Origin of the sequence: Achromobacter sp. UBA5777 (assembly GCF_002418565.1) — a bacterium.
In the GTDB taxonomy this organism is placed as follows: Bacteria; Pseudomonadota; Gammaproteobacteria; order Burkholderiales; family Burkholderiaceae_B; genus Achromobacter; species Achromobacter animicus.
Map to the genome: position 1 here is coordinate 36,047 of NZ_DIEJ01000155.1, position 11,279 is coordinate 47,325.

Below are 11,279 nucleotides of genomic sequence, written 5' to 3' on the forward strand. Positions count from 1 at the left end.
CCATGACCGTACTTTCGCTTGAAGCCGGCATGGCGCGCCCCGCGCCCGTGCAATGGCTGTTGTGGCTGGCCCTGGCGGCCGCCGCCGTGACGCCGTGGTTTGCCGGGCCATTCGTGCAGCACCTGGCCGTACTGACCTGCCTGAACGTGCTCATCGTCAACGGCCTGGCGCTGATCGCGCGCTGCGGCCAGCTGTCGCTGGGCCACGCCGCGTTCGTCGCGGTGGGCGCCTACGGCTCGGTGCTGGCGGCGCGTCATCTGGGCTGGGGCTTTCTGCCGGCCACGCTGGCGGGCGTTGCCATCACCGCCGCCGTCGCGCTGGCGCTGGGCGCAATCATCCTGCGCCTGAAGGGCGTGTACTTCGTGCTGGTGACGTTTGCCTTCGGCGAGCTGGTTCGCCTGGCGCTGCTGGACGGCGCGTCCTGGTCGGGCGGCGCCAACGGGATCGCGGGCATCCTGCCGGCCGAACTGGCGGGCTGGGTGTTCGACAGCCGTGCCAGCTTCTACGGTCTGGCGCTCGCCGTGGCGCTGGGGTCCGTGGCGCTGCTGGCCGCCGTAGCCAGGCGTCCATTCGGCCATGCCATCGACGCGGTGGCCGAGAACCCCGCGCTGGCTGAGTCCACGGGCCTGTCCGTGCAGCGCATCCAGCTCTGCGCCTTCGTAGGCGGCTGCGCGCTGGCGGCGGCCGGCGGCGCCTTGCAGGCGCGCTACGTGGGCTATGTCTCGCCGGAATCGTTCAACGCCAGCATCTCGATCAGCTTCATCATCATGCTGGTCATCGGCGGCCGGCGTTCGGTTTGGGGCGGGCTGATCGGCGCCATGGTGCTGACGCCGCTGCCGGAACTGTTCCGCGGAGCGGTCCAGACGCAGCACATCTTTTACGGCGCGGCGCTGATCCTGATCCTGCGCTTTCTACCCGCGGGCCTGGCGGGCCTGCCCGGACCCTGGCAAGCGCGCCGCCGCAAGGAGTCACAATGAACCAGCCTTTATTGCAGGTGACGGGCCTGTCCCGCAGCTTCGGGGGGCTGGCGGCCTTGCGCGGGCTGACGTTCTCCATCGCCAGCGGCGAGATCGTGGGCCTGATAGGTCCGAACGGCGCCGGCAAGACCACAGCCTTCAACGTCATCAGCGGCGCCATGCCGCCCAGCGCCGGCACGGTGCAATTCGACGGCCGCGACATCTCGGGCGCGCCGCCCAGCCGTGTCGTCGTGCATGGGCTGGCCCGCACGTTCCAGTCCACGTCCACCTATCCCGGCGTGACGGTGGCCGAGAACATCCATCGCGGCATGCTGTCGCGGGTCAGGCATTCGTGGCTGCGGCGGCTGGCCGGCCGCAGCGAAGACCTGCTGTCGGCCGACGAAGTCGCCCGCGAGGTCGATCGCCTGCTCACGCTGCTGGATCTGCAGGCCTGGCGCGACGCGCCGGCCGGATCGCTGGCCTACGGCCTGCAGAAGAAACTGGGCATCGCCGTCGCGCTGGCCTGCCGGCCGCGCATGCTGCTGCTGGACGAGCCGGCCGCCGGACTGAACCATGAAGAATGCAACGAGCTTGACCGTCTGCTGCGGCGGCTGCGGGACGAGGAGGGGCTGACGATGCTGCTGGTCGAACACCACATGGCGTTGGTCATGGAGCTGTGCCATCGCATCGTCGTGCTGGTCCAGGGCGAGAAGATCGCCGAGGGCACTCCGCAGGCCATCCGCGACAACCCCGCCGTGATCGAAGCCTATCTGGGAGCGCCCGACTATGCCCATGCTTGAAGTCCAGGATCTGAATGTGCGGTACGGGCAGTTGGAGGCGGTGCGCGGCGTCAGCTTCAACGTCGAACAGGGCGAGATCGTCGCGCTGGTCGGCTCGAACGGCGCCGGCAAGAGTTCCACGCTCAAGGCGTTGATCGGCCTGGCGCCGGTGGCAGGCGGCCGCGTGCGCTTCGAAGGGCGCGACATTTCCCGGCTGGGGTCGGCCGCGCGCGTGTCGGCGGGCCTGGCTCTGTCGCCGGAAGGGCGGCGCCTGTTCGGCCGGATGACCGTGCTGGACAATCTGCTGGCGGGCGCGCATGCGGTGGGTTCGCGTGCCGGCGTGCGGGCGCAGTTGGACGAGATCTACGCGCTCTTTCCGCGGGTGCAGGAGCGGCGCGCGCAGCTTGCGGGCTCGCTATCGGGTGGCGAACAGCAGATGGTGGCCATCGGTCGTGCGATGATGGCGCAACCCCGTCTGCTGATGCTGGACGAGCCGTCGCTGGGCATTGCGCCCAAGATCGTGGCCGAGATCGCGGGCGCCATCCAGCGCATCAATCGCGACAGCGGCATCGCCATCGTGCTGGTGGAACAGAACGCGCGGCTGGCGCTGCGCCTGGCGCATCAGGCCTACGCGTTCGAGCATGGGGAGGTGGTGCGCAGCGGCAAAGGGGCCGAGTTGCTGGCGGATCCCTTCGTGCAGAAGGCCTACCTTGGAGTCTGAAATGAGTGCGGCGATGAATGGGGCAAGCGCTGTGGCGGCGCCAGGCGCGCTACCCGAGTACGAGATCTACGCCGTCCGCTACGCAAGCATGGCGCGCCAGCGCCGCGACAACTTCCTGGGCGGTGATCCCCACGACGGCGATATGCCCATGGATTTCTTCGTGTGGCTGGTGCGCGGCGCGGGCCGCGTGGTGCTGGTCGACACGGGCTTCAACGCCGGCATGGCGCGCCGGCGCCAGCGCGAGCTCATCCACTGTCCGATCGGCGCGCTGGCGGCGCTGGGCGTTCAGCCCGGGGATGTGCAGCACGTGGTGCTGACGCATCTGCACTACGACCACGCCGGCAACCTGGACCTGCTGCCCGAGGCGACCTTCCACGTGCAGGACGACGAGATGGACTACGCCACGGGCCGCTGCATGTGCTTCGAGCCGCTGCGTCACGCGTACGCGGTGGAGGATGTGGTGTCGCTGGTCCGGCGCGTGTACGAGGACCGGGTGGTGTTCCATGACGGCGATGAGGCGCTGCTGCCGGGTATCGAACTGCTGAAGATCGGCGGCCACACAAAAGGGCTGCAATCGGTGCGGGTGCACACCGCGCGCGGCTGGGTGGTGCTGGCGTCAGATGCCAGCCACTACTACGAGAACATGGAGCGGGGGCGGCCGTTTCCCATCGTCTACAACACCGTGCAGATGCTGTCGGGTTACGCCAAACTGCATGCGGCCGCGCAATCGGACCAGCATGTGGTGCCGGGCCACGACCCGGCGGTGCTGCAGCGCTATCCCCGCTTTGAAGATTCCCGCCACGTGGCGATGTTGCATCTGCCGCCGCGGCGGCATTGAGCCGGCGGCGATCAGCCGCGGCGCGTGCTTTCCGCGTATTCCATGTAAAGCTGATGCGCGCGGCGCGCGATCGGGCCGTACTCCAGCGGACGATCCTCGACGCGGTTCACGTGCACCACCTTGCCGTAGTTGCCCGACGAGAACACTTCATCGGCCGCTTCGACGTCGGCGCGGGTCAGGCTGCGTTCCTGCACCTCGATGCCGTCGGCCTTCAGCAGCGCCAGCACGCGGCGACGCGTGATGCCGTTCAGGAAAGTGCCGTTGTCCACGGGCGTGGAGACGACGCCGTCCTTGGCCAGCCACAGGTTGCTGGTGGCGAACTCGGCCAGATTGCCCGCGCCGTCCAGCATGATGGCGTTGTCAAAGCCCCTTTCGGCGGCTTCGCGGATGGCGCGTTGGCCGTTGGGGTACAGGCACGAGGCCTTGGCGTCGGTGGGCGCCATGTTCGGCCACGAGCGCGCAAAGCTGGAGAAGCAGGCGGAAAAGCCCTGGTCGCCCGGCATCGGCACCTTGAATACGTGCAGCACGAATTGCGTTTTATCGGCGTCAGGCAGCAGGAAGCCGTCGGCGCAAAAGAACATCGGCTTGATGTAGAGCTCGGACCCTTCCGGGAAGCGCGCCACGGCCTGCAGGCACAGGTCCTGGATTTCTTCCCAGGCCAATTGCGGCTTCATCAGCATCTTTTCCGCCGAGCGCACGACGCGCTGGCAATGCAGGTCCAGGTCGGGCGTCAGGCCGCGGAAGGCGCGTGCGCCGTCGAAGACCATGCTGGCCATCCAGAAGGCGTGGTCGGCCGGGCCGAGCAGTTTGGGGTTTTCAGTGGTCCAGTGACCGTTGTGCCAGAACAAGGCATCCATGATTGTTTTCCTTGGCTTGAATCGGGTTGGCGATCGGGCGCGGAGCGGGTCCGGAACGCCGAATCGCCAGAATACATGAGCGGGACTTTTATTCCTTGGCCAGCGCTGCCTGCACGCGGTCGGCGACATCCGCAGGCACCCACTGCCGCCACACAGGCGCGTACTGCTTGAGGAAGTAACGCGCCGCGTCCTCGGGTTCCTTGCCCTCGTTTTCCAGCCAGCCCAGGGTGGCATCGATGGCGTCGTCCGGCACCGTCAGCTTGGTCAGGAACTCGGTCACGCGCGGCGCCTGTTTGGCGAATTCAGCATTCATGCCGGTGACGACCGGGTTGGGCTTGAACTGCGTGGCGACGGGATTGGCGCACTTGGGGTCGGTCATGCACGTGTAGGCGGCCTGATCGAACGCGGGCAGTTCCAGCTTGACCAGATCCAGCGCGCCAACCAGCGACGTGGGCGTCCAGTAGTAGAAGACGATATCGCGCTTGCGCTTGTAGGCCGACACGATCGCCGCCTTTTGCGCGGCGCCCGAGCCGGGCGCGAACAGGGAGTAATCCTTGTCCAGCTTCAGGGCGCGCAGCAGGTTGTCGTTCAGCGTGCCGCAGGCCCAGCCCGCCGGGCAGCCATAGATGCGGCCGCGGCCCGGGTCTTCGGGGTCGGCAAACACTTCCTTGAAGCGCGCCAGATCGGCGGCGGACTTGAGCTCGGGATGCCGCTCCACGGTGTAGCGGGGCACATACCAGCCTTCGCCTGCGTCATAGACGTGGCCCACGCCCAGCACCTTGCCGCTGGCCAGCGCCTTCTTCCAGGCGCCTTCGATCTGGCCGGGCCAGACCTCGGGCGTGACGTCGACGTCGCCGCGTTGCAGCGCGGCCAGCATGGGCAGGGTCTCGCCAATTTCGACAGATGTCTTGCAGCCGTAGCCATGTTCGAGCACATAGCGCTCGATGCCGGCAAGCACCAGGTTGGATTCCCAGTTCAGGCCACTGAAACGGATGGGCCGGTCGACTTCGCAAGCCGGGGCGGCGGGGGCGGCCTGGGCCGCGGCGGGGGACAGCAGGGCGGCGGCCAGCGCGAGCGCGCCGAGGCCGGGAACGAGATGCGTGATGCGCATGGTCGGCACCTGTGTAGTGGGGTGCCTGCCATTGTACGGGGCGCTGCCGCGCGTCCCAATGCAACGGGGCCGCTGTGCGCGGCCCCGAGGGTCAATCCACCGAAGCGTCAGATCAGGCGCGGGCGGTGCGGCGGCGGTTGAAGAGGGCGCCCAGCTCGCCGACGATGCCGCGCCGGAAGGCCAGCACGCAGATCACGAAGATCAGGCCGCTGACGATCGTGACCGATTCGCCCAGACGCAGGAACCATTCGACGCCGGTCAGGTTGGCCATCATCTGGCCGAAGTCGCCCACCTTGTTCTCCAGCAGCACCACGATGAACGCGCCCAGCACGGGGCCGGTCAGCGTGCCCAGGCCGCCGATCAGCGTCATCAGGATCACCAGCCCGGACATCTGCCAGGTGGCGTCCGACAGCGTGGCCGAGACGAACACCAGCGTCTTGGTGGCGCCCGCCAAGCCGGCCAGCGCGGCCGACAGCACGAAGGCCACCAGCTTGAAGCGGTCCACGTCGTAACCCAGCGAGATCGCGCGCGGCTCGTTCTCGCGCAGCGCCTGCAGCACCTGGCCGAAGGGCGAGTTCACCGTGCGCCAGATGATGAAGTAGCCAATGATGAAGATGGCCATCACCAGGTAGTACAGGTTGATGTCCTTGGACAGGTCGATCATTCCCAGCAGGGTGCCGCGCGGCACGCTCTGCAGGCCGTCCTCGCCGCCCGTGAACTTGGCCTGCAGGAAGAAGAAGAACACCATCTGCGACAGCGCCAGCGTGATCATCGAAAAATAGATGCCGCTGCGGCGGATGGCTAGCGCGCCCATGGCCAGCCCCAGCAGCGCCGCCACGGCCACGCCGAACAGCAGCCCCAGTTCGGTTGGCAGGCCCCAGACCTTCATGCTGTGCCCGGCCGCGTAGGCCGCGCTGCCCAGGAACGCGGCGTGGCCGAAGGACAGCAGCCCCGTGAAGCCCAGCAGCAGGTTGAACGCGCACGCGAAGAGGGCGTAGCACATGACCTTCATGGCGAAGATCGGATACACGCCGGCGAAGGGAAGCAAGGCCACCACGATGGCCAGGACCGCATAGCCCAGGAATTGACGATTCATTTTTCTTTTCCGAACAGCCCGGCCGGGCGGATCAACAGAACAATGGCCATGATGATGAAGACGACCGTGCTGGACGCTTCGGGCCAGAACACCTTGGTCAGGCCCTCGATCACGCCCAGGCCCAGTCCGGTGACGATGGCGCCAAAAATGGACCCCATGCCGCCGATCACGACCACCGCGAACACGACGATGATGAGGTTCGAGCCCATCAGCGGCGAAATCTGCAGCACCGGCGCGGCCAGCACGCCGGCAAAGCCCGCCAGCGCGACGCCGAAGCCGTAGGTCAGTGTGATCATGCGCGGCACGTTCACGCCGAAGGACTCCACGAGGCGCGGATTCTCGGTGCCGGCGCGCAGCAGGGCGCCCAGGCGGGTGCGTTCAATGACGTACCACGTGGCGAAGCAGACGATGATCGACGCCGCCACGACCCAGCCGCGATAGTTCGGCAGGATCATGAAGCCCAGGTTGGTTGCGCCGCGCAGGGCCTCGGGCGTGGGATAGGGCTGGCCCGACACGCCGTAGAAGCTGCGGAACAGCCCCTCGATCAGCAGCGTCAGACCGAAGGTGAGCAGCAGCCCGTACAGGTGGTCGAGCTTGTAGAGATGCTTGAGCAGCAGTTTTTCAATGATGATGCCGAACAGCCCCACGATCAGCGGCGCCAGGATCAGCATGATCCAGTAGTTCAAGCCAAAGTACGAAAGCCCCATCCATGCGACGAAGGCGCCCAGCATGTAGAGGGCGCCGTGGGCGAAGTTGATGACGTTCAGCAGCCCGAAGATGACGGCAAGTCCGAGCGACAGCATTGCATAGAAGGAACCGTTGACCAGGCCCAGTAACAGCTGGCCGAACAAGGCCTGTATGGGGATGCCGAAAATGTCAGTCATCTTGTGAAAGTCCTGCGCGGTACGGAAGGAAGCGAGCTAGTCAGGAGGAATGCGGCCGGGCCATCGGCCCGGACCGCATCCGGGATCACAGGGGCCGGTTTATTTCTTGACCAGCTTGCACGTGGACTCGGACAACTTGGTGTAGACCTCGTCGCCAGGCAGCGTCGCCACCACCTTGTAGTAGTCCCACGGGCCCTTGGATTCGGCCGGGGTCTTCACTTGCATCAGGTACATGTCGTGGACCATGCGGCCGTCTTCGCGCACGACGCCGCCTTGGGCAAAGAAGTCGTTCACCTTGTTCGACTTCATCCACTTCATCACGTCGTCGCCGTTATCCGAGCCGGTGGCCTTGACGGCGTTCAGGTAGAACATCGCCGACGAGTAGTCGCCCGCCTGCAGCATCGACGGCTTGCGGCCGACCTTGGACTCGAACTTCTTGGACCAGGCGCGCGAGGCGTCGGATTGATCCCAGTACCAGCCGTCGGTCAGGTACATGCCCTTGGTGGCATCCAGACCGAGCGAGTGCACGTCGTTGATGAACACCAGCAGGCCGGCCAGCTTCATGGTCTGCGTGACGCCGAATTCGTTGGCGGCCTTGACCGTGTTGATGGTGTCGCCGCCGGCATTGGCCATGCCCAGGATCTGCGCCTTGGACGATTGCGCCTGCAGCAGGAACGACGAGAAGTCCGAGGCGCCCAGCGGTGCGCGCACCTGGCCCTTCACTTCGCCGCCCGCGGCCTTGACGACCGCCATCGTGTCGCGCTCGAGCGCGTGGCCGAACGCGTAGTCGGCAGTCAGGAAGAACCAGCTCTTGCCGCCGTCCTTCACCACTGCCGAACCCGTGCCGCGCGCCAGCGCCACGGTGTCGTAGGCGTAGTGCACGGTGTAGGGCGAACATTGCGCGTTGGTCAGGTCGGACGAGCCGGCGCCCACCGCGATGAAGGGCTTCTTCTTTTCAGCGGCGACCGCTGCCATGGCCAGGCTGGTGGCCGAGTTGGTGCCGGCGATGATGACGTCGACCTTCTGCTGATCGAACCATTCGCGGGCGCGTGCCGAGGCGACGTCGGCCTTGTTCTGGTGGTCCGCGGAGACGATTTCGATCTTCTTGCCGTTGACCGTGCCGCCGAAGTCTTCGACAGCCATGCGCACGGCTTCCAGGCCTGCCTTGCCGTCGATGTCGGAGTACACGCCCGACATGTCGGTGATGAAGCCGATGCGGATGACATCGTCGGAGATACCTTGAGCGTGGGCGGTTGCCCCCGCGAATCCCAGGCCCGCCATGGCCAGTGCAGCAGTGATGGTGTGCAGCTTCATGGGATGACTCCTCTTCCCTACAGTGTGGTGTTTGCCGGGGTTCCGGCGGATGACACAGGTTGCTTTAGACGCCCAGCAGTTCGTTGAGCGTGTCCTGTTTTTCTGAAAGTTCGGCAGCTTCGAAGTGCTCGACGATCTGGCCGTGCTCCATGACGTAGAAGCGGTCGGCCAGCGGCGCGGCGAAGCGGAAATTCTGTTCCACCATGACGATGGTGTAGCCCCGCTGCTTGAGCGCGGTGATCATGCGGGCCAGCGCCTGCACGATGACGGGCGCGAGGCCTTCGGAGATTTCGTCCAGCAGCAGCAGGTTGGCGCCGGTGCGCAGGATGCGCGCGACGGCGAGCATCTGCTGTTCGCCGCCCGACAGGCGCGTGCCGGGGGAATTGCGGCGTTCCTGCAGATTGGGGAACATGTCGTAGATCTCGGCCAGCGACATGCCGCCGCCCAGCGAGCCGACCACCGGCGGAAGCAGCAGGTTTTCTTCGCACGACAGGCTGGCGAAGATGCCGCGTTCCTCGGGGCAATAGCCGACGCCCAGATGGGCGATCTTGTAGGTGGGCAGGTCAATGGCTTCGGTGCCATGGATGCGCACCGAACCCTTGCGCGAGCCGGTCAGGCCCAGGATGGCGCGCAGCGTCGTGGTGCGGCCGGCGCCGTTGCGGCCCAGCAGCGTAACGACTTCGCCCTGTCCCACGCGCATGTCCACGCCGTGCAGGATATGCGATTCCCCGTACCAGGCGTTGAGGCCCGAAATTTCGAGTGCGGGGGTGCTCATGCGTGCGCTCCTTGAAGTTCGCCGTCGGTCGTGCCCATGTAAGCCTGCATCACGGCCGGATGGCGGGAGACTTCGGCGTAGGAACCTTCGGCCAGCACCGAACCGCGCGCCAGCACGGTAATGGTGTTGGCGATGGAGGACACGACATTCATGTTGTGTTCCACCATGAGGATGGTGCGCCCGGCGCTCACGCGCTTGATCAGTTGCGTGACGCGGTCCACGTCTTCGTGGCCCATGCCCTGGGTGGGTTCGTCCAGCAGCATCAGCTCGGGCTCCATCGCCAGCGTGGTGGCGATCTCGAGCGCGCGCTTGCGGCCGTACGGCAGGTTGACCGTGGTTTCGTCGGCAAAGCCGCCCAGGTCCACCTGTTCAAGCAGCGCACGCGCGGGCTCGTTCAGGGCGGCCAGGCGCTTGTCGCTTTGCCAGAAGTGATAGGACAGGCCGGTCTTGCGCTGCAGGCCGATCCGCACGTTCTCGAGCACGGTCAGGTGCGGGAACACCGCCGAGATCTGGAACGACCGGATGATGCCGCGCCGTGCAATCTGCGCGGGGCGCTCGCCGGTGATGTCGATGCCATTGAACTTGATGCTGCCCGACGTGGGCGCCAGGAATTTGGTCAGCAGGTTGAAGCATGTGGTCTTGCCCGCGCCGTTCGGCCCGATCAAGGCATGAATCTCGCCCCGCTTGATACGCAAATCGACCCCGTTGACCGCGACGAAGCCGCGGAACTCCTTGGTGAGGCCTTTTGTCTCCAGGATTGTGTCATCCATGTTCGCTGCACCAGCGTTGTATTTATATGGTCTCTGCCTGACGTCATTGCGTCAGGCCCCCGCAGGGTTCGAAAACTGTTTTCGTGCGTAGTTTTCTTATGAGTTGCCGGCGAGTATGCGGACGTCGCAATCAAAATTCCATGAGGGTTTGTCATAGGTTTTGCACTGCGGAAAGGGCAATTGTCGGCATGCCGACAATGCTTGGCTCGCAAGGGGAGAAAGCCTTTCCAATAAGGAAATGCGTTGCAGCAATTACGCGTTGATCGTCATCAAGATGTCACGCGGGATTAAGCGAGGGAAAACCCGGTTTTCCGCCCGCATAATCCGCCGCCGCGTGCAGACGCCGAATGCTTTATGCAGGGGTTTTCTGCTTGAATTCGCAGAGATCGGAAATGCCGCATTGGGGGCATTTCGGTTTGCGCGCCACACAGACGTAGCGGCCGTGCAGAATCAGCCAGTGATGCGCGTCCAGCAGATATTCCTGCGGCACGAACTTCATCAGTTTCAGCTCGACTTCCAGCACGTTTTTTCCGGGCGCAATGCCGGTGCGATTCGAGACGCGGAATATGTGCGTGTCCACCGCCATCGCCGCTTGCCCGAACGCGGTATTGAGCACCACGTTGGCCGTCTTGCGNNGCCATGCTGCTCGATCAGGATCTTGCAGGTGGCGATCGCGTTTTTTGCCTTCGTGCGAAAAAGGCCAATGGTCTTGATGTAGTCGGCCAGCCCTTCCTCGCCCAGCGCCGCCAGCGCCTCCGGCGTGCCGTACTGCGGAAAGAACTTGCGCGTGGCGATGTTGACCGACTTGTCCGTGGCCTGCGCCGACAGCAGCACGGCAATCAGCAACTGGAACGGCGTGTCGTATTCCAGTTCGGTGGTGGGGGTGGGGTTGGCCGCATGCAGGCGGGCGAATATCTCTCGGCGTTTGGCGGCGTTCATGACTGCGTGGGATTGCGGCGGGCCCGGGCGCGGGCCAGTGCGGATTCGATGGCGGAGCGCTTGCGGTCTTCCTTTTGCGCGTCTTCGGAAGCGGCCGCGGCGGGGGCGGGCGCTTCCGGGATGTCGGGCGCCATCAGGCGCGCATTGTCGGCGGCCAGGCGCTCGGCGCGCGCCAGGTGGTTGCGATGGCGCTGGCGGCTGATCGCGGCGTCTTCGCTGGTCCACGCGCGGCCGGCCGG

At 65.7% G+C, this 11,279-nt stretch carries 11 protein-coding genes and 2 pseudogenes; 4 read left to right on the forward strand and 9 right to left on the reverse strand.

Annotated elements, in window-relative coordinates:
- Positions 1-2: 2 nt before the first annotated feature.
- The 4 genes from B3446_RS12090 to B3446_RS12105 are packed head-to-tail and all read left to right on the forward strand — an operon-like array spanning position 3 to position 3,294.
- Positions 3-977 carry a branched-chain amino acid ABC transporter permease gene (locus B3446_RS12090; protein ID WP_291381273.1) on the forward strand — a complete coding sequence of 325 codons (975 nt, stop codon included), beginning with the start codon at positions 3-5 and terminating at the stop codon, positions 975-977.
- Positions 974-1,756, forward strand: coding sequence for an ABC transporter ATP-binding protein (locus B3446_RS12095; protein WP_291381275.1), 783 nt, complete (start codon positions 974-976; stop codon positions 1,754-1,756). Before B3446_RS12090 ends, B3446_RS12095 begins: the two co-directional genes overlap by 4 nt.
- Positions 1,743-2,456, forward strand: coding sequence for an ABC transporter ATP-binding protein (locus B3446_RS12100; protein WP_291381277.1), 714 nt, complete (start codon positions 1,743-1,745; stop codon positions 2,454-2,456). Before B3446_RS12095 ends, B3446_RS12100 begins: the two co-directional genes overlap by 14 nt.
- Position 2,457: 1 nt before the next feature.
- Positions 2,458-3,294: an N-acyl homoserine lactonase family protein gene (locus tag B3446_RS12105; RefSeq protein WP_291381279.1), complete on the forward strand. Its 837-nt coding sequence runs from the start codon at positions 2,458-2,460 to the stop codon at positions 3,292-3,294.
- Positions 3,295-3,305: 11 nt separating this feature from the next.
- On the opposite strand, the gene B3446_RS12110 is transcribed toward B3446_RS12105, so the two are convergent.
- The 9 genes and pseudogenes from B3446_RS12110 to B3446_RS12150 all read right to left on the reverse strand — a co-directional run.
- Positions 3,306-4,151, reverse strand: a complete 846-nt coding sequence (locus tag B3446_RS12110; protein WP_291381281.1) for a branched-chain amino acid aminotransferase — start codon at positions 4,149-4,151, stop codon at positions 3,306-3,308.
- Positions 4,152-4,239: 88 nt separating this feature from the next.
- A complete protein-coding gene (locus B3446_RS12115) occupies positions 4,240-5,262 on the reverse strand; it encodes an ABC transporter substrate-binding protein (RefSeq protein WP_291381283.1) in 1,023 nt (340 codons plus the stop codon).
- A 112-nt stretch (positions 5,263-5,374) separates the two neighbouring features.
- Complete coding sequence (locus tag B3446_RS12120) at positions 5,375-6,358, reverse strand: branched-chain amino acid ABC transporter permease (RefSeq protein ID WP_191576770.1); 984 nt, start codon at positions 6,356-6,358, stop codon at positions 5,375-5,377.
- Entirely contained in the window at positions 6,355-7,242 is an 888-nt protein-coding gene (locus B3446_RS12125; RefSeq protein WP_175122983.1) for a branched-chain amino acid ABC transporter permease, read from the reverse strand. The genes B3446_RS12120 and B3446_RS12125 overlap by 4 nt, the downstream gene beginning before the upstream one ends.
- Positions 7,243-7,341: 99 nt before the next feature.
- Positions 7,342-8,556, reverse strand: a complete 1,215-nt coding sequence (locus B3446_RS12130) for an ABC transporter substrate-binding protein (protein WP_056568137.1) — start codon at positions 8,554-8,556, stop codon at positions 7,342-7,344.
- Between the two features lie 64 nt (positions 8,557-8,620).
- Complete coding sequence (locus B3446_RS12135) at positions 8,621-9,331, reverse strand: ABC transporter ATP-binding protein (protein WP_062840538.1); 711 nt, start codon at positions 9,329-9,331, stop codon at positions 8,621-8,623.
- The gene (locus B3446_RS12140) at positions 9,328-10,101 is read right to left on the reverse strand and encodes an ABC transporter ATP-binding protein (protein WP_175122982.1); all 774 of its coding nucleotides are present in this window, start codon (positions 10,099-10,101) and stop codon (positions 9,328-9,330) included. The genes B3446_RS12135 and B3446_RS12140 overlap by 4 nt, the downstream gene beginning before the upstream one ends.
- Positions 10,102-10,453: 352 nt before the next feature.
- Positions 10,454-11,040: pseudogene (locus B3446_RS12145) on the reverse strand (endonuclease III domain-containing protein).
- A pseudogene (locus tag B3446_RS12150) lies at positions 11,037-11,279 on the reverse strand (electron transport complex subunit RsxB); the annotation flags it as partial. The pseudogenes B3446_RS12150 and B3446_RS12145, both read right to left, overlap by 4 nt.

Excerpts from the sequence above, each read along its gene's own strand:
- B3446_RS12090 (WP_291381273.1), top strand. The coding sequence starts at position 3 with ATGACCGTACTTTCGCTTGAAGCCGGCATGGCGCGCCCCGCGCCCGTG.
- B3446_RS12095 (WP_291381275.1), top strand. The coding sequence starts at position 974 with ATGAACCAGCCTTTATTGCAGGTGACGGGCCTGTCCCGCAGCTTCGGG.
- B3446_RS12100 (WP_291381277.1), top strand. The coding sequence starts at position 1,743 with ATGCCCATGCTTGAAGTCCAGGATCTGAATGTGCGGTACGGGCAGTTG.
- B3446_RS12105 (WP_291381279.1), top strand. The coding sequence starts at position 2,458 with ATGAGTGCGGCGATGAATGGGGCAAGCGCTGTGGCGGCGCCAGGCGCG.
- B3446_RS12110 (WP_291381281.1), bottom strand. The coding sequence starts at position 4,151 with ATGGATGCCTTGTTCTGGCACAACGGTCACTGGACCACTGAAAACCCC.
- B3446_RS12115 (WP_291381283.1), bottom strand. The coding sequence starts at position 5,262 with ATGCGCATCACGCATCTCGTTCCCGGCCTCGGCGCGCTCGCGCTGGCC.
- B3446_RS12120 (WP_191576770.1), bottom strand. The coding sequence starts at position 6,358 with ATGAATCGTCAATTCCTGGGCTATGCGGTCCTGGCCATCGTGGTGGCC.
- B3446_RS12125 (WP_175122983.1), bottom strand. The coding sequence starts at position 7,242 with ATGACTGACATTTTCGGCATCCCCATACAGGCCTTGTTCGGCCAGCTG.
- B3446_RS12130 (WP_056568137.1), bottom strand. The coding sequence starts at position 8,556 with ATGAAGCTGCACACCATCACTGCTGCACTGGCCATGGCGGGCCTGGGA.
- B3446_RS12135 (WP_062840538.1), bottom strand. The coding sequence starts at position 9,331 with ATGAGCACCCCCGCACTCGAAATTTCGGGCCTCAACGCCTGGTACGGG.
- B3446_RS12140 (WP_175122982.1), bottom strand. The coding sequence starts at position 10,101 with ATGGATGACACAATCCTGGAGACAAAAGGCCTCACCAAGGAGTTCCGC.